The organism is Zestomonas ipomoeae, from assembly GCF_057128665.1.
This window is the reverse complement of the sequence record NZ_JBSKHQ010000033.1, coordinates 1-17325: the sequence shown is the minus strand read 5'-3', so window position 1 is coordinate 17325 and position 17325 is coordinate 1. Positions and strand designations below refer to the sequence as shown.

Genomic DNA, 17325 nt, shown 5'->3' with positions numbered 1-17325 from the left:
ATCGGAAATACCTTATGAAAAGAGATTCTTAAGGCGACCCTTGAAGACCCGCCCGGCGCCAATATCTTTGCCCTTGCAACGGGCCCAGGCCTTTTGCCTCGGGCATTGCAAGCGATTGCCACAAAGGAGGGTTTGCCATGTACGAGTCTCTGTTCAGTTCCACCGGCAGTCCGTTTGCCGAACTCGAGCGCCTGCAGCGCGAGTTGCAGCAAGTCTTCGGCGGCATCGGCCGACCAGGCCATATTCGCGGGGTCGCCAGCGGAGCATTCCCGCCGGTCAACGTCGGCAGCACGCCTTCGGCCATCGAGGTCTACGCCTTCGCCCCCGGTCTCGACCCGAACACGCTGGACGTACAGATCCACCAGGGCCTGCTGTCGATCGCCGGCGAACGGACCGGCGCCAAGCCACAGGACAACGAATCGCTCTCGGTCTATACCCACGAGCGCTTCACCGGGCGCTTCAAGCGCACCCTGAGCCTGCCAGAGGATGCCGACCCGGAACATGTCGATGCCGACTACAGCAACGGCGTGCTGCACATCCGCATCGGCCGCCGCGAATCGGCACAACCCAGGCGCATCACCGTGCAATAACCCACGATGTCGATGGAGGAAGCCATGATGAACGACAAACAGGCCGTCAACCGAACCGACGCAGTGAACGAAGCCCAGGCCCTGCTGCCACGGGTGGACGTCTACGAAGACAGCGATGGCATCCAACTGCTGGCCGATCTGCCCGGCGTGCCCAAGGACAAGCTCGACCTGCAGGTGGACAACAACACCCTGGTGATCGAGGGCGAAATCGCCCCCGAGACGCCGGAAGGCATGGAGGCGCTGTATGCCGAGGTCAACGTCTCGCGCTATCGGCGCGCCTTCACCCTGAGCGCGGAGCTGGATGCCTCGCGCATCGATGCGCAGTTCCGCGATGGCGTACTGAGCCTGCGTATCCCCAAGCACGCCCACGCGCAGCCACGCAAGATTGCGATCAAGGCAGCCTGAGCGATGCCCCTGGCCGGCACCGACCGGCCAGGGGGCTCCCCGCCGGCCACCCGGACAGATTGCGGCAAGCGGCACCCCGCCGCCTCTGGATCGGGCGAGCGGGCCAGGAGGCGGCTCCAGGCGGCCGGCGAAACCAGCGCAATCTCGATATGCAGGAACTCTTACGCCGAAGCCATGCCAGCGGCCGGGAAGCGCGCAAAACCACGCAACGGCCTCTGGGCAGCGCCGGACGGCGCGACATGTCACCATTGAACATTGATAACTATTAGCATTTGCTTTAGATTTCCGCCCTCTCCGTACCGGGCCCTCCGGTGCGCCTTCTCGCCCGCCGTACCGGCCGATCTGGAGCGCGCATGTTCGAACTGGACGCCGTCACCTACCGCCTGCCCGACCGCCCCCTGCTGCACCCGCTGAACCTGCGCCTGGCCGAAGGGCAGATGGTCGGCCTGATCGGCCACAACGGTTCCGGCAAATCCACCCTGCTCAAGCTACTGGCGCGCCAATTGCTGCCCAGCGGCGGGCGCATCCGGCTCGACGGCAAATCGCTGCAAGACTGGGGCAGCCGCGCCTTCGCCCGCCAGGTCGCCTACCTGCCGCAGCAATTGCCGGCGGCGGACGGCCTCAGCGTACGCGAGCTGGTCGGCTTTGGCCGTTACCCCTGGCACGGCCCGCTGGGCCGCCTCAAGGCCGAGGACAAAGCCAAGATCGAGCGCGCCCTGGAACTCACCGATACCCAGCGCTTCGCCGAGCGCCTGGTGGACAACCTCTCCGGCGGCGAGCGCCAGCGCGTCTGGCTGGCCATGCTGCTGGCCCAGGACAGCCGCTACCTGCTGCTGGACGAACCCACCTCGGCGCTGGACATCGCCCATCAGGTGGAAGTCCTCGCCCTGGTACGCAAGCTCAGCAGCGAACTCGGCCTGGGGGTGATCGTGGTACTGCACGACATCAACCTGGCGGCCCGCTACTGCGACCACCTGGTGGCCCTGCACAGCGGCCGCCTGCTGGTGGAGGGCAGCCCGCCCGAGCTGATGACCAGCGATACCCTGGAATCCATCTACGGCATCGCCATGGCGGTGATGGCCCACCCGCGCGCCCAGGCGCCCATCGCCGTGGTCCACTGAGCATGCGCCTGGCTGTCCTGTTCGGCCTATGCCTGGCCCTGCTCGGCCTGCCCGCGGTCGGCGCACCGCAGCGGGTCGCGGTGATCGACTGGGGGCTCACCGAGACCCTGCTGGCCCTGGGCGTGACGCCGCAGGCGGTGGCCGAGGTGGACGGCTACCGGCGCTGGGTCGCCGCGCCGGCGCTGCCCGCCGAGGTGCAGGACCTCGGCCTGCGCACCGAACCCAATCTCGAACTGCTCAGCCAGTTGGCGCCGGAGCTGATCCTCATCACCCCGCAGTTCGAGAGCGCCCGCGCCGCACTGGAGCGCATCGCGCCGGTGCGCAGCCTGACGCTATTCGCCCCGGACAGCGACCCCTACGTCAACGCCCAGCGGGTCACCCGCGAGCTGGGCGAGCTGTTCGACCGCCGCGACGAGGCCGAAGCGCTGATCCGCCAGGTGGACGACGACCTGGCGCGCATTCGCCGGCAGCTCGGCGACAACCAGCGGCCGCTGTACCTGGTGCACTTCATGGACGACCGCCACGTGCGTGTCTACGGCGAACACAGCCTCTACCAGTCGGTACTGCAGCGCCTGGGCCTGGGCAATGCCTGGACCACCCCGAGCAGCTACTGGGGCTTCTCCAACACCGGCATCGAGCGTCTCGCCGAGCGCACCGACGCCCGCCTGCTGTATTTCCGCCCGCTGCCGCTGGACGCTGAACACCAACTGGCCAACAGCGCCCTCTGGCAGAACCTGCCGATGGTGCGCGGCGGTCACGTGCAGGGGCTCGCCGAGGTGTGGAGCTTCGGAGCACTGCCCACCGCCGACCGCTTCGCCCACTTGCTGGAACAGGCGCTGCCCAGTGAGGCCGGCGATGACTGATACCCTCGCCAGCCGCAAGCCGGCCCTGCTCTGCCTGGCGCTGTTCGCCGCCTGCCTGGCGTTGGCCCTCGGCGACCTCGCCTCGCGCCTGCCCAGCGGCCTCTGGGCCCAGGCACTCTGGCAACCGGACCTCGACGACCTGCGCCAGGTCATCGCCCACTACAGCTGGCTGCCGCGCCTGTGCATGACGCTGCTCTGCGGCGCCAGCCTGGCCCTGGCCGGCCTGCTGATGCAGCAAGTGCTGCGCAACCCGCTGGCCTCGCCGACCACCCTGGGGGTCGCCGGCGGCGCGCAGTTGGCCCTGACCCTCGCCACCCTGCTGGCCCCGCAGTTGCTGGTCGCCCGCGAGTGGCTGGCAATGGGCGGCGGCACCCTGGCCGCCCTGCTGGTGTTCGCCCTGGCCTGGCGCCGGGCGATGAGCCCGCTGGCGCTGATCCTCGCCGGCCTGGTGGTCAGCCTTTACCTCAGCGCGATGAACATCGCCCTGATGATGTTGCAGCCCCAGGGCCTTACCGCGCTGTTCATCTGGGGCGCCGGTTCCCTCAGCCAGCACAACTGGGAAAGCGTACTGTTCCTGCTACCGCGCCTGGCCCTGGCGCTGGCGCTGTTGCCCCTGCTGCTGCGCCCGCTCGCCCTGCTGGAATTGGAAGACAGCGGCGCGCGCAGCCTCGGCGTATCCCTGCCCGGCCTGCGCCTCGCCGGCCTGGGACTTGGCGTGTTCCTCACCGCCTGCGTGGTCAGCAGCGTCGGCGTGATCGGCTTCATCGGCCTCGCCGCTCCGGCCATCGCCCGCCTGCTCGGGGCTCGCACCCTGCGCCAGCGCCTGCTCTGGTCGACCCTGCTGGGTGCCGCGCTGCTGTGGCTCACCGACCTGCTGGTGCAGTGGGTCGCCGGACCCTATCGCGAGCTGCTGCCCACCGGCGCCGTCGCCGGCCTGCTCGGCGCACCGCTGCTGCTCTGGCTGATTCCGCGCCTGCGCCTGGCCGACAACCCGCCGCCACGCGCCGCCGGCCTGGCGATCGAGCGGCGCCGCGGCAGCCAGGCGCTGTTCCTGCTGCTGGCACTGCTGGGCGGTGCATTGCTGCTGGCCCTGGCACTCGGCCAGGGCCCGGAGGGCTGGCGCTGGCAACTGGCCGAGCCGCTGCTCGACCTGCGCGCACCGAGGGTGATCGCCGCCGCGGCCGCCGGCCTGATGCTGGCGGTGGCCGGCACGCTGATCCAGCGCCTGACCGGCAACCCCATGGCCAGCCCGGAACTGATGGGCATCAGCGCCGGCGCCGCCCTGGGCCTGCTGGCCGCGGTGTTCCTGCTGCCGTTCGCCGGCTTCCTGCCGCGCCTACTGCTGGGCAGCCTGGGCGCGACGCTGGCCTTGCTGGCGCTGCTCTGGCTGGGCCGGCGCGCCAACTTCGCCCCGGAGCGCCTGTTGCTGGCCGGCATCGCCCTGAGCGCGCTGTTCGATGCGGTGCAGGTGCTGGTGCTGGCCCTCGGCGATCCGCGCGGCCAGCAACTGCTGGCATGGCTGTCCGGCTCCACCTATTTCGTCGATGCCGGCATGGCCGGCTGGGCGCTGGGCCTGGCGGGGTTGCTCCTGCTACTCAGCCTGCCAACCACCCGCTGGCTGGAACTGCTGCCGCTGGGCGCCGGCACCGCCGGCAGCCTCGGCGTGCCGCTAGCCCGCAGCCGCCTGTTGCTGCTCGCCCTGGCCGCCCTGCTCAGCGCGGCGGCCACCCTGGTACTCGGCCCGCTGAGCTTCGTCGGCCTGATGGCCCCGCACCTGGCGCGCCTGCTCGGCTTCACCCGCGCCCGCAACCAACTGCTGGCCAGCGCCCTACTCGGTGCGCTGGTGATGGTCCTGGCCGACTGGCTGGGCCGCAACCTGCTGTTCCCTGCCCAACTGCCCGCCGGCCTGCTGGCTGCTCTACTGGGCGGTGTGTACCTGATGTGGGGCCTGAGCCGGCGCTGAAACGCCGCCTCGCGACTCCCGGCAGTAGCGCTGCCCGATCAGAGACCCGGCATATGCTTGCTGACGCAGTGGATGCCGCCACCGCCGGCGGCGATCGGGTCGATGTCGAGCTGGACGATGGCGCGCCCCGGGTAGAGCTGGGCGAGCAGCTCCTTGCAGTAGTCGTCGGCCGATGCATCGCCGAACTGCGGGGCGATCACCGCGCCGTTGAGCGGCAGGTAATTGATGTAGCCGGCAGCGAAGCTCGGGTTATTGCGGGTATAGACGTTGCGACGCACCTCGAGGGGGGGCGGCAGGGTGTGTACGGTGAGACGGCGACCGTCGGCGTCGGGGGCGTTCTGCAGGATTCGCAGGTGACTGCGGGTCACCGCGTAGTCGTAGGACTCGGGATCGTTGTCCAGGTTGGCGACGACCACGCCCGGCCTGACGAAGCGCGCGTAGAAGTCGACGTGGGCATCGGTGATGTCCTGGCCCTCGATGCCGGGCAACCAGATGATCTTGCGCAGGCCGAGATTGGCCTTCAGCTCGGCCTCGATCTGCGCACGGCTCATGTTCGGGTTGCGGTTATCGTTGACCCAGCAGCTCTCAGTGATGATCGCCGTACCCTGGCCATCCACCTCGATGCCGCCGCCCTCGCCCACCAGTCGGCTGGCGATGTAGCGGACGCCCAGCGCCTGGCTCAGGGTATCGGCCACTTGGGTGTCGTTGCCGTAACGCTGTTTGTTGCCCCAACCGTTGAAGTTGAAATCGACCAGCCCAAGCTCGCCCTGGCCGTCGATCACGAAGCAGCCTCCGTAGTCGCGCACCCAGATGTCATCCAGCGGCATGCTGAGGAAGTCGATGTTGCCAGTGCCGCACTTCTGCCTGGCCTGGTTCAACTGGCCGGCACGGCACAACACGGTCACCGGCTGGTACTCGGCGATGGTCCTGGCCAACCGGGCGATGCAGTCGTTGACCGGCGTGGCCCAGTCCCGCCAGACCGCCGGGGAGGCAGCGAAGGCCAGGAAGATGCGCTCCTGCCGTTCGTTCTCATCGGGCATGTGCCAGTGGCCGGCCAGGGCCGCGCGCACTTTCGGCGCGCCAAGGCCCAGCGATGCGATGGCACCGAAGCCGGCAGCCAGCGTCAGGTGTTTCATGAAATCACGACGTGTCGTCATGCTGCGTCTCTCCGCTCAGGGCGTGGTTCTGCCGGCGCAGGCGGCATGAAAACGCTTCAGGTTAAGTAATAGTTTTCAACGTCAACCGCAGGCGCGGTCGTGAATGCCATGCTATGCAGCTGGAAGCGCGACGACAAACGATGCATTTTCCGCAGATATGATTAGAGGAACTTATCGATCATGCTCAAGCACTGGCCTCCGCTGAACGCCCTGCGCGGCTTCGAAGCCGCCGCCCGCCTGGGCAGCTTCCACAAGGCCGCCGAGGAGCTGCACCTCACCCAGTCGGCCATCAGCCAGCAGATCCGCAGCCTGGAAAGCTACCTGGAGCAACCGCTGTTCTTCAGAAACGGGCGCAGCGTGGCGCTGACCGACGCCGGCTTCGACCTGCTCAGCACCACCCAGGCGCTGCTGCAGCAGCTCGCCGTGGGCATCCGCCGCCTGGAGCAATACCGCAAGCCCAACCAACTGGTGGTCAACTGTACGCCGGCCTTCGCCCGCCACTGGCTGGTGCCACGACTCGGCGACTTCCGCGTGCGCCATCCGCAGGTGGACCTATGGTTGTTCAGCAGTGACGAAGTGCCGGACATGGCCAGCCAGACCATCGACATCGCCGTGCGCGACGACCTTTGCGCCCAGGCCGAATGCAGCCTGCGCGTGCTGCTGGAAGATCGCCTCTATCCGGCCTGCCATCCCAGCCTGCTGGAGCGGCCGGCAAGCGAGCGCAGCACCCTGCACGGCGAGCGGGAGATGGACTGGAGCCACTGGCAGGTGCAGGGTGGCGCCGACGTCGGCCAACGCAGCCAGGGGCTGAACTTCTCCGACCCCGGCCTGCTGCTGGATGCCGCCAGCGGCGGCCTGGGCATCGCCCTGGTCAGCGAGCTGCTGGCCGCCACCGCCCGCGCCCAGGGCCTGCTGTGTCCCCTGAGCGAACAGCGGGTACGCGGCCCGCGCTGGAGCTGGCTGGTGCACAGGGACAGCGAGAACGATCCGCTGACCCGCGGCTTCTGCGACTGGTTGATCGAGGCCCTGCCTACCGGCCACTAGGGTCTGTGGACGTTTCGGCGCGAGCCGCGTTGCTGCGAAACGTCAACAGAACTTAGGGCTCCTGGACAGACGGCGAGGCGACCACAAGGTCCGCCCGATACCCTGGCGGCGGGTTGTCGATGTGCGGGCAGTTCTCGCACAACTCGTAGCCCGGCAGCAGGTAGCGAATGCAGCATTGCCGGCGCTGGCGCAGGGGCTGGTCGCTGCCTTCGCGAGGCACGTAGCGAATCGGCAGGAACAGCGGGTTGGTGCGGTCGTCCGGTCGCTTGCGGGTGTCCAGCAGGGCTTTCCCATCGGCCAGCAGGGGCGCCGGCAGCGGTAGCGCGGCCAGACTGGAGAGTATCCATTCGAAGTAGTTGCCGGCGTTGCTCCAGAGCACCCGCGGGGCGACCTTGGCATAGCCGTTCAAGGCCTGGATGAAGGGCAGCAGGTTGTCGTCCATCAGCTCGGCGAAGCGCTCGAAGGGGTCGCCCGGCGGCGCCGGCCAACGCTCGCCGCCATGGGGCAGCTTGAACGCCGCCGGCAGGCCGTCGCCGCCGACCACTACCTGGATCTGCCGGAAGTCCAGCGGCAGACGCCAGCCCAGCACCAGGCTGGCAGCCACCACGGGAGGGATCAGGCGCAGGAAGTAGTATTTCGACCACAGCGACACCCGCGCCCGGGGGTCGCCGCCCACCTGATCCGGCTGGAAACGGGCCAGCAACACCTCCAGCTGCGCCGGCGCCACCAACTCCGGCCCGGACAATGCCGGGCGCGGGTCGTCGGCGAGCACCAGCACCTCCCGATAATGGGCGAAGGGGCCCTGGAACAGCGGCGCCAGGGCAGGAATCAACGGGCGCCTCCCTTGGCCATGCTCAGGCGCATGCCACCGCCTGGGGGCGTCGTCGACCTTCGACCAGCGCATCGACCACTTCCTGCGAGCGCACCGAGAGCACCGAGAGCAGCGTATCGCTGAGGCCGTGGCTGGCCTCGCAACAGCCTTGCAGGAAAATGCCCGGATGGAAGCCCTCGCCGGCACGCAGGCGGTAGCTGCGTTCGACCTTGCCCTCGCCCAGATACCTGGCAACCCCTTCGAGTAGCCGCTTGTAGCCGTCGCGACGGTAGCCGGTGGCGAGGATCACACCATCGAACTCGCGCACTTCGCGCACGTTGTGCTGGCGATCCAGCAGGCTCAGGGCGATGCCGCTGTCGGCGGCACGCACATCCTGGATCTGCCGGTTGGGCAGCAGATGCTGGCGAACCTTGCCGGTGATCTGTTGCAAGTAGAGCCCCTGGTAGATGCGTTCGATCAGATCCAGGTTGACCACCGAATAGTTGGTATGACTGAAACTGCGAATCAGTTGCTGACGCATGGCCTCGGGCTGCTGGTAGATCAGGTCGGTGTAGCCCGGATCGAAGATCTCGTTGATGAACGGGCTGTCGTCCGCCGGACGCAGGGCCGGGCTGCGCATGATGAGGCTCAGTTCGGCGTTCGGGTAGCGCGTGCCGAGGTCGGTGAAGATTTCCGCCGCGCTCTGTCCTCCGCCGATCACCGCCAGACGATAGGGTGCTTCACGCTCGCCACACAGCCCATCGATGCGCTCCAGATAGGCGGACGAGTGAATGGCTCGCGGATCGTCGCGCAGGCCGGCGAAGGCTTCCGGCACGCTGGGCTGGCCACCAATGCTCACCACCAGGTTGCGCGTGAGGCGGGTCCGGGTACGCCCATCGGCCTGGCGCGACACGACTTTCAGGCGCTGCACCTCGCCACGCTCTTCCACCGCCTCCACCGCGATCACCTCTTCGCCGTAGTGCACCCGCTCGGCAAAGTGCCCGGCCGCCCAGCCCAGGTAGTCGTTGTACTCGACCCGCGACGGGGTGAAGGTGCCGATGTTGATGAACGGCTCCAGGCGACGCTTCTGGTGCAAATAGTTGAGAAAGGTGAAGCGGCTCGACGGATTGCGCAGGGTCGCCAAGTCCTTGAGGAAGGAAATCTGCATGCGACTGTCCTCCAGCAGCATGCCGCCGTGCCATTCGAAGCCCGGTTTCTTCTCCAGGAAGCAATAGCGCAAATCGCCCTCGCGAACCCGCGCATCCTCTTCCAGCGCCACCGCAATGGCCAGGTTGGCCGGGCCGAAGCCCAGGCCGATCACATCGTATTCAAGCGTCTCAATGCTCATGTCAGGCTCGATCCTCTCGTCTTGGCTCGTCGTAGGGCGCGCGACGCGCACCCTGCCCAACCTCATCAGTAGCGGCCGCGTTCGAGCGCGGCTCCTTTTTTGGCGATTCGCCTATGGCACTGCACCGCCCTGGCCCAAGGCCCGCTGCCTGGGCCCAGGAGCGCAGTGCATGCTTCAAACTGTCGTGCCACTCCGGGCTCCGTTCGTTGGGCTTCGTGCCTCAACCCAACCTACGGTCTGTGTGGCTGGCCTCCGTGTAGATTGGCGCTGAGCATGCGAAGCCCAACGGGGAGCGCAATGCGCTCCCTGCGGTGTTCATGCCAGGGCGCAGCGGTCGAAAAACACCTCCCGTGACAGCACCATCAACGCGGCGCGCTTGTGCGGGAAATCGAATTCCTTGGCCTTGTGGTAGCCCTGGGTCTGCATGTGCTGGATCATCCGCGCGTTGTCGGCGCGCGGCTCGGCGACCACCCGCTGGGTACGCGGATCGTCGAGAAACAGGTAGTGGCTGAGCGCACCGAGCCAGGCGGCTACCTTGTGCGGCCCGCGGTGGTGCTCCTCGCCCACCAGCATGTGGATGCCACGGTCGTAGTCGTGCACATCGAAGAACGGCGCGATGCGGTCCTCCTTGGCCCAGTAGGCTTCGTAGTAGGCGAACGGCTCGTCGTCGAGGCAACCGATCAAGGTCAGCACCCGCGGGTCGGCGGCCAGCTCTTCGAGGTAGTGGCGGTGCTGGTCCAGATCGCCCTGCTCCTGCCAGAACGCGGCGACGCGCGCGCTGTTCTGCCAGCGGTTGAAACGCTCCAGGTCGCTGGCGATGTCCAGCGTGCGCAGGGAAATCCAGGCCCCCAGGCGCGCGTCGAAACGGCGGTAGACCTCGCCCATAGGCTTCGGCGGCCGCCGCGGATGGCGCCGGCCACTGGCATGCATCACCAGCTGCTGCGGGTAACCGGCACTGGCCGGAGCGCGCAGGAACGGCCCCGGCAGTTGCCAGAACAGCCCGCGCTCGATGCGCAGACCCTCGCCCTCCCCCAGCAACAGGCCGCTGCTGCGCAAGGCCGGGTCGACCGCCTCCAACGCCAGCCCCAGCCGTTGCCGCGACGGGTCGCTGGCGAAGCTCCAGTAGGCCAACGCCCAGAGCGCCTCAGCCTGTTCGCCGAGCGGCAGTTCCAGTGGTTCCAGACGCCCATCGGCCAGGCGCCGGACGCGCAGCAGCGGCTGCTCGTCCAGGCGCAGGGCCAGGCTGTGTTCGTCCTGGCTGGAGGCCAACCGCCGCCCATCGGGCAGCGGCAGTGCATCGAGGGGGTTACCAGGCATAACTGACGGATGCGATGACATTGCGGCGGTTCCCATACCAGCAGTAGTAGTCACAAGCAGTGATGTACTCCTTGTCGGTGAGGTTGTTGGCGTTGAGCTGGACGCGGAAGTTCTGCCAGTCGTAGCTCACCACTGCATCGAGCAAGGTGTAGGACGGTACTTCCAGGGTTTCGGTGTTATCGCCATAGGAAGAACTGGTGTGACGCGCACCGGCACCGAATGCCAGCCCATCCAGGGTGCCGCCCTTGACCTTGTAGTGCGCCCAGATGGAGGCCATCTCATCGGCGACGTTGGCCGGCGTCTTACCCTCTTCGTTCGCCCGGGTGCTCTTGGTGGTCTCCACGTCCAGCTTGGTGTAGCTGGCTACCAGGCTCAGGGATTCGCTGAGGTCGGCCTGAGCCTCCAGCTCCAGGCCCCGGCTGCGCACCTGGCCAAGCTGGGTCTGGATGGCGCCATTGTTCTTGCGCACGTTGTCCTGGGTCAGCTCGAACAGGGCCACGTTGAACAGTGCATTGAAGCCTTCGGGCTGGTACTTCAGACCGATTTCCTTCTGCTCGCCCTCTTCCGGCTTGAACGGCTTGCCAGTGCTGGTATTGAGACTGGTGACCGGGCTGAAGAACTCCGAATAGCTGGCGTAGGGCGTCAGGCCGTTGTCGAACACGTAGGCGACGCCACCGCTCCAGGTGAACGCCTGGTCGGTGATCTGATAACCGCTGCCGGTGGTACGGTTGTCGAAATCGGTGCGCGCTTCGTCGTAGCGACCACCGAGCAGGAAGACCCAACGGTCGAGCTTGAACTGCTCCTGCAGGTAGTAGCCGAACTGATCCGCACGGGTCTCCTTTTCCTGAACGGCAAAAGCACCGATGGGCTGGCCATAGGTCGGCGTGTATCCACCGAGGAAGATGGGAAGCGGAGCGGCGTTCTTGGGGTTGTAGATGTCCAGCAGAGGCACGACCGGGTAGAAAGGATCGCTCGCCGGGCTCTTGGCGTCGATATTCAGCAACTGATAGTCGAAGCCTACCAGCAGGTTGTTTTCCCAGTTATCGCCAATCCAGTTGCCGAGCAGACGGTTATCGATGGACAGGCTTTCGGCCTGGCCGTCGTCATAGGTCAGGCCCCGCGCGATCAACCGGCGGCTCGGATCGGAGCCGGGAAACAGATCGTTGGCAAAGCCCAGGCTATAGAGCTGACGCAGCTCCATATCCAGATGGCCATAGCGCAGGTTCTGCTGGAATTCCCAGGCATCGCTGAAGCGATGGTTGAATTCATAGCCGAGGGTCAGCTGGGTGCGATCGAATTTCTCGTAGCCCGGATCGCCGACGGCGGTGTCGGTGTCGATCTTGCCGTTGGGGTTGGCGGCGATGGTGCCGCTGGCCGGCAGGAACTGCAACTGCGGGTCGGAATTGTCCTTCTGCACACTGGCCAGCAGGGTCAGGGAGGTCTCCGGAGAGAAATTGACCGTCAACGACGGCGCCAGCAGCAGGCGCTCGGCGCCGACGTCATCAACCTGGGTGCCGGTATCGCGGGACAGCGCCACTACGCGATAAAGCACGTCGCCCTGCTCGTCCAGCTTGCCGCCGATGTCCATGTGCATCTGCTTGCGGTCGAAGCTGCCGTATTGCACACCAATCTCGTTGCGCGCCTCCAGGGTAGGCCGTTTGCTCTGCAGATTGATCAGGCCGCCTGGCGGGGTCTGCCCGTAGAGCACGGAAGACGCACCCTTGAGCACTTCCACGCGCTCGAGCATGTAGGGGTCGATCTGCCAGCTGTAGAAGCCGCTGGAGAAGACCCGCGCGCCATCCATGAACAGGCCGTTGTTGGCCTGTTTGAAGCCGCGAATGATGAACCAGTCCTGCTTGTTGTCTTCGCCGAAGTAGCCGGCCTGGATACCCGCCGAATAGCGCAGCGCGTCGCTGACGGTGAGCGCGTTGCGGTCCCTCATTTGCTGCTCGGTGACTACCGATACCGAGCGCGGGGTTTCATGCAAGGGGGTGTTGATCTTGGTGGCGCTGCGGCTCTTCTTCGCCACGTAGCCGTTGTCGTCGGTCACCGGGCTACTCAGCTTGCCGGTGATCTCCATCGACTCCAGTTCGGTCACTCCGTCGGCCGCGTGGACCAGTCCACCGGACAACGCCAGCGCGCAGCCCAGGGCCAGGGACAAACGGCAGCGCGCGAACGGCGCCCGCGACGGGTACTTCGACAGACCTTGCATGCTTTTCCTCTCCCCCAAAGAAAATAAATCAGAAGTATTCGTATTTACTTGGCTAGCCTTAGTAGACGAACCAGGGCGGGAAAAATTTAGGCTCGGGGGTAAATTTTTTGATTCTTAGCGTGTTGTCGGGGGAAAGGGTGTCTGGTGCAGGACTGGCAAGTTAGTCGCTGGCTCGCTGGGCCTGTTAGCCCGTGCGCTAGCCGATTTCGGCGTTTCGATGAGGCTGCTGGTTTCGCCTCCCGGCGAGTCACTTCTTCTTTGAACTGCGGATCGCCGCCCGGCGCAAAGAAGAAGTAACCAAGAAGAAAGCGCACCCCACATCCGAACTAGGCGTCCCCGCCCGGCTGCGCCGGGGTTCCCTCGCTCCATCGTCGCTCCAGGGGCACGACCTAGGCGGCCCCCAGCGAAGGGCCATCCCTGGCCCATCGCAGCTCTCGCGACATCCATGTCGCTCAGCCTACCCGGCCGGCCCCTTACACGACGATTCCACTCGGCCTCCTGAGGGGACCCGGCCCCGGCCCAACCTCCTGAGATTTGAACAGACAAGCTTTTTGGCTTTTGGCTTTGGCACACGGCCTGTCAGGCGCAGACAAGTCCCCGTCAGGAGGCCGAGTGGAGGCGCTGCGCAGGGGGACGCGAGGCATGGATGCCGAGCGAGTCACGATGGGCCAGGGATGGCCCTTCGTGACGCGCCCCCGGAGCAGTGCCGGAAGGAGGGGACCCCGGCGAAGCCGGGGCCGGATGCCGGGGAATGTTTCTTTTGCTTACTTTTCTTTCGAAAGAAAAGTGAGGCGCCGGGAGGCGCAACCAGAGGCATCAGCCAATCCGAAAAACAGCCATGCCACTGAGCTTCCCGGCAATTGCCCTAAAACCGAGTTGCCAATCCAGCACCAAGCAACCCTTCCCCGAAACCCACGCAGCACCGAGCCTCCCCGCACCGCGAGCCTACCCATCAGCCAGCTCGGCCAGCCTGGCCATAACCCCCTCAAGCACCTGTGGATGACGCACGATGCCGAGATGGTCCGTCTCGACACGGCTGTGGCTGGCAGCCATTCCCAGCGCCCGCTGCAGCTCCTGCTCGAGCAGCCCGGCGCGGCCGGGCGGCTGGCTGGCCCACCAGCAGTGCGGGCGCACCTGCACCTGCGGCAGTCGGTAGCCGCTGCAGAGCCGGCGCATGTGCTGCTCCACCGCCCAGGCGAACAGCAACTCCTCCAGGCTTTGCCGCGCCGCGGCGTCCAGCCCCTGGCTCGCCATCCAGCTCCGCGCGGCCTCCGGCCAGTCCAGCGGCTCGTACGCGGCGAGGCGTTCGAGCAGCGCGTCCAGCGATCGACTGGAAAGCTCTGGCACTAGCATGCGCAGGGTCTCGCCCAGCCGTGCACGGGCCTGGGGATGGCTGGCGTCGTCGTCGGCGATCTCGGTGCCCGGCACGTAGCAGTCCAGCAGGCCGAGAAACGCCACTCGCTCGCCCCGCGCCTCCAACCGCGCTGCCAACTCCAGCGCCAGGCTGCCGCCGAGGGACCAGCCGACCAGGTGGTAAGGCCCGTTGGGCTGCTGTTGCAGCAGCGCGGCGAGGTAGGCGTCGGCCATCTCCGTCAGCGAGTTGTCGCGCCAGGCCGGGTCCAGGAAGCTGCGGCATTGCAGGCCGAAGACCTCCCGCACGCCGTCCAGCCGAGCGGCCAGCGGCTGGTAGCCGGTAGTCCGGCCGGTCACCGGATGCGGGCAGAACAGCGGTGCGGCGCCGCCCGGCTGGCGGCTCAGGCGCAGCAGCGGAGAAGGTCCGGCATCGGCTGCCGTGTCGGCCAGCTCGAGCAGGGCCAGCAGCTCGCGGCGGTAGTCCTCGGCCAGCGCCTGGATGGTCTGCTCGCGGTACTGGCCGGCGGCGTATTCCCAGCCCAGTTGCAGTTGGCCGTCGAATACCTGGCCGTTGACCGCCAGGCGACTGGCCAGCGGGTTGTCCGCGGCAACGGCGGCGCCGCCACCGGGGATCGGGCGGAACCAGTCCGCCGCCGCGCCCGCCTGGTACTGGCCGAGGTAGTTGAAGGTGACTTCCGCCGCCGGCAGTGCGGCCAGGGCGGCCTGCGCCTGGGGCGCGCCGAGGTAACGCAGGGCGCCGTAGCTCAGCCCGGCATCGGGCAGGTCCATCAGTTCGCGTTGGATCGCCTGCAGGTGTTCGCGGCCCTCGCCGGCCCGAGGCAGGCGCAGCGGGAAGAGGCTGGTGAACCAGCCGACCGTGCGACTGAGGTCCAGCGCCTCGCCCAGCGTTTCGCGGCCATGCCCTTCCAGGCTGACCCTTAGGTGCTCGTGGCCGCTCCAGCGGCACAGCGTGCGGGTCAAGGCGCTAAGCAGCAGCGCATCGATGCGCACCTCAAGGCGCGCCGGTGCCTGCAGCAGGCGGCGGGTGGTCGCTGCATCGAACTGCAACACCACGCTGCGCCGCTCGCCATAGCGGGCGCACTCGCCCTCGAGTTCCCGCGGCAGCCGGGCGGGCGCGCCGGACAAGCGGCTGCACCAGGCATCCAGCGCCGCATCGGCCTCCGGTCCCTGGGCCCAGTCGCGCACCCGCTCCGCCCAGGCCTTGAAGGAGGCGGTACGCGGCGGCAACTGCACCGCCTGACCTGCCTCCAATTGACGATAGGCCGCCAGCAGATCCTCCAGCAGGATGCGCCAGGACACACCATCCACCGCCAGGTGATGAATGGCCAGCAGCAAGCGCGCCGGCTGGCCGGCCTGGCGCAGGTGAACCGCACGCAGCAGCGGGCCGTTGGTGAGGTCCAGGCTACGCTGGGCGGCTTCGTAAAGTGCCTGGGCCTCGGTGTCGTTCGCCGCCTCGCGCTGCCAGAGCAGCGCTTCGTCCCGCTCGATTTCGGCGTAGCGCTGCTGCCAGACGCCATCATGCAGGGCAAAGCGCAGGCGCAGCGCATCGTGGTGCCGCACCAGGGCTTGCAGCGCCTGCTCCAGCAGGGCCGGTTGCAGATCGCGCAACAGCTCCAGATGCACGGCCTGGTTCCAGTGGCCCGGCTGTGCCTGATCGAGGGCGAAGAAGTGCGCCTGGATCGGCAGCAACGGCAGCTCGCCACTGGCCGGCGCCTGGTCGATCTCGTCCTGCGGTGCGCGGGCCATGGAGGCCAGCTCCGCCAGGCGGGGGAACTGGAACAGATCGCGCGGCGCTAGCTGCAAACCCTGCTGCCGGGCCCGGCTGACCACCTGCAGGGCGACGATGGAATCGCCGCCCAGCTCGAAGAAGTGCGCCTCGCGGCCGATGGGCTCGACGCCCAGCACTTCGCTCCAGATGCCGGCAAGGATGCGCTCGGCCTCGCTCTGCGGCGCTTCGTAGTCCTGGCTCTGCCACACCGGTTCCGGCAGCGCGGCACGGTCCAGCTTGCCCGCCGGAGTCAGCGGCAGTTTGGCCAGGGCGATGATTTGCGTGGGCACCATATAGTCCGGCAGGGTTTGGGCGAGCGAAGCTTTTAACTCCCTCTCCCTCTGGGAGAGGGCTGGGGTGAGGGGAACGCCCTGCTCGTCCTCCAGCCCCTCTCCCCCTGCCCCTCTCCCGGAGGGAGAGGGATTTCTGAGCACCACATAACCCACCAGTTGCTTGCCACTCGGCGTGTCGCGGGCGATCACCGCCGCTTCGGCCACCCCGTCCAGCGCCAGCAACTGGCTTTCGATCTCGCCCAGTTCGATGCGGAAGCCACGGATCTTCACCTGGTGGTCGACCCGGCCGAGGTAGTCGATGACCCCATCCTCGCGCCAGCGCACCAGGTCGCCGGTGCGGTACATGCGCTCGCCCGACGCGCCGAAGGGGTCGGGCAGGAAGCGTTCGGCAGTCAGTTCGGGGCGCTGGTGGTAGCCGCGGGCCAGGCCGATCTCGCCGCCGATATACAGCTCGCCAGCCACGCCGATGGGCAGCGGGTTGAGTTCGCTGTCCAGCACGTAGAGCCGACGTGGGCCGACGGCGGTACCGATGGGCGCATAGGCCGCCTCGAAGCTGTCGCCGGGGTAGGCGCTCCAGATCAGCGGGGTGACCACGGTCTCGGTCGGGCCGTAGCCGTTGATGATGCGTTGCGGCTTGAGCGTGCTTTGCAGGCGTTGGTACAGCTCGCGGGTGAAGGCTTCGCCGCCGAGGGTCCAACTGCGTACCTTCAGCGCGCCGTCCGCGATCAGCGATGGATTGAGTTCCACCCAGTCCAGCAACTGCTGGGCATAGCTCGGCGGCAGGCAGGAGATGGTCACGCCCTCTTCCGCCAGCACCTGGCAGGTCTTTTCCGCACTCCACAGCTCCTGGTCGCGGATCACCAGCCGGCTGCCATGGGCCAGCGGCACGGTCCAGCGTTCCAGGGCACCGTCGAAGCTGATGGAGGCGAAGTGCAGTTCCACGTCCTCCGGCGTCATGCCGTAGCGCTGGCCGATCACCTGCACGTGCATGCTCAAACCGGCATGGTTCACCGCCACGCCCTTGGGCTGGCCGGTGGAGCCGGAGGTGTAGATCAGGTA

Annotated in this window: 12 protein-coding genes; 6 read left to right on the top strand and 6 right to left on the bottom strand. The window is 67.2% G+C overall.

All coding sequences use genetic code 11. The features are described 5' to 3' along the window. Window positions 1-137 precede the first annotated feature (137 nt). The 5 genes from ACWKV7_RS23305 (at window position 138) to fhuB (ending at window position 4942) form a co-directional block, all read left to right on the top strand. Window positions 138-590, top strand: coding sequence for an Hsp20/alpha crystallin family protein (locus ACWKV7_RS23305; protein WP_483860096.1), 453 nt, complete (start codon window positions 138-140; stop codon window positions 588-590). Window positions 591-614: 24 nt separating this feature from the next. Then, window positions 615-995 (top strand): Hsp20/alpha crystallin family protein, encoded by a 381-nt coding sequence (locus ACWKV7_RS23300; protein ID WP_483860095.1) that lies wholly within the window; start codon window positions 615-617, stop codon window positions 993-995. Window positions 996-1348: 353 nt separating this feature from the next. Then, window positions 1349-2116, top strand: a complete 768-nt coding sequence (locus tag ACWKV7_RS23295) for an ATP-binding cassette domain-containing protein (RefSeq protein WP_483860094.1) — start codon at window positions 1349-1351, stop codon at window positions 2114-2116. Between the two features lie 2 nt (window positions 2117-2118). Next, window positions 2119-2979, top strand: coding sequence for an ABC transporter substrate-binding protein (locus ACWKV7_RS23290; RefSeq protein ID WP_483860093.1), 861 nt, complete (start codon window positions 2119-2121; stop codon window positions 2977-2979). Further along, on the top strand, window positions 2972-4942 hold the full coding sequence (gene fhuB, locus ACWKV7_RS23285) for a Fe(3+)-hydroxamate ABC transporter permease FhuB (protein ID WP_483860092.1): 1971 nt from the start codon (window positions 2972-2974) through the stop codon (window positions 4940-4942). Before ACWKV7_RS23290 ends, fhuB begins: the two co-directional genes overlap by 8 nt. Window positions 4943-4980: 38 nt before the next feature. Here the strand turns inward: fhuB and ACWKV7_RS23280 are convergent, their stop codons facing one another. Next, on the bottom strand, window positions 4981-6099 hold the full coding sequence (locus ACWKV7_RS23280) for an agmatine deiminase family protein (protein WP_483860091.1): 1119 nt from the start codon (window positions 6097-6099) through the stop codon (window positions 4981-4983). A gap of 180 nt (window positions 6100-6279) precedes the next feature. Between ACWKV7_RS23280 and ACWKV7_RS23275 the strand changes: the two genes are divergently transcribed. Further along, a complete protein-coding gene (locus ACWKV7_RS23275) occupies window positions 6280-7143 on the top strand; it encodes a LysR substrate-binding domain-containing protein (protein ID WP_483860090.1) in 864 nt (287 codons plus the stop codon). A gap of 52 nt (window positions 7144-7195) precedes the next feature. Here ACWKV7_RS23275 and fhuF read toward each other — a convergent pair whose 3' ends face one another. From fhuF to ACWKV7_RS23250, 5 genes are all read right to left on the bottom strand, one after another. Continuing rightward, on the bottom strand, window positions 7196-7975 hold the full coding sequence (gene fhuF, locus ACWKV7_RS23270) for a siderophore-iron reductase FhuF (RefSeq protein WP_483860089.1): 780 nt from the start codon (window positions 7973-7975) through the stop codon (window positions 7196-7198). A gap of 22 nt (window positions 7976-7997) precedes the next feature. Then, complete coding sequence (locus ACWKV7_RS23265; RefSeq protein ID WP_483860088.1) at window positions 7998-9302, bottom strand: lysine N(6)-hydroxylase/L-ornithine N(5)-oxygenase family protein; 1305 nt, start codon at window positions 9300-9302, stop codon at window positions 7998-8000. A 315-nt stretch (window positions 9303-9617) separates the two neighbouring features. Further along, complete coding sequence (locus ACWKV7_RS23260; protein ID WP_483860087.1) at window positions 9618-10619, bottom strand: GNAT family N-acetyltransferase; 1002 nt, start codon at window positions 10617-10619, stop codon at window positions 9618-9620. After that, window positions 10609-12831, bottom strand: a complete 2223-nt coding sequence (locus ACWKV7_RS23255) for a TonB-dependent siderophore receptor (protein ID WP_483860086.1) — start codon at window positions 12829-12831, stop codon at window positions 10609-10611. Before ACWKV7_RS23255 ends, ACWKV7_RS23260 begins: the two co-directional genes overlap by 11 nt. A 945-nt stretch (window positions 12832-13776) precedes the next feature. Beyond that, window positions 13777-17325: condensation domain-containing protein (locus ACWKV7_RS23250; protein WP_483860085.1), on the bottom strand; the 3549-nt coding region annotated here is incomplete at its 5' end.

Bases quoted from the DNA above. Each gene is read 5' to 3' on its own strand.
- ACWKV7_RS23275 (WP_483860090.1), top strand. From the start codon at position 6,280: ATGCTCAAGCACTGGCCTCCGCTGAACGCCCTGCGCGGCTTCGAAGCC.
- ACWKV7_RS23300 (WP_483860095.1), top strand. From the start codon at position 615: ATGATGAACGACAAACAGGCCGTCAACCGAACCGACGCAGTGAACGAA.
- ACWKV7_RS23255 (WP_483860086.1), bottom strand. From the start codon at position 12,831: ATGCAAGGTCTGTCGAAGTACCCGTCGCGGGCGCCGTTCGCGCGCTGC.
- ACWKV7_RS23260 (WP_483860087.1), bottom strand. From the start codon at position 10,619: ATGCCTGGTAACCCCCTCGATGCACTGCCGCTGCCCGATGGGCGGCGG.
- fhuB (WP_483860092.1), top strand. From the start codon at position 2,972: ATGACTGATACCCTCGCCAGCCGCAAGCCGGCCCTGCTCTGCCTGGCG.
- ACWKV7_RS23265 (WP_483860088.1), bottom strand. From the start codon at position 9,302: ATGAGCATTGAGACGCTTGAATACGATGTGATCGGCCTGGGCTTCGGC.
- ACWKV7_RS23280 (WP_483860091.1), bottom strand. From the start codon at position 6,099: ATGACGACACGTCGTGATTTCATGAAACACCTGACGCTGGCTGCCGGC.
- ACWKV7_RS23295 (WP_483860094.1), top strand. From the start codon at position 1,349: ATGTTCGAACTGGACGCCGTCACCTACCGCCTGCCCGACCGCCCCCTG.
- ACWKV7_RS23290 (WP_483860093.1), top strand. From the start codon at position 2,119: ATGCGCCTGGCTGTCCTGTTCGGCCTATGCCTGGCCCTGCTCGGCCTG.
- ACWKV7_RS23305 (WP_483860096.1), top strand. From the start codon at position 138: ATGTACGAGTCTCTGTTCAGTTCCACCGGCAGTCCGTTTGCCGAACTC.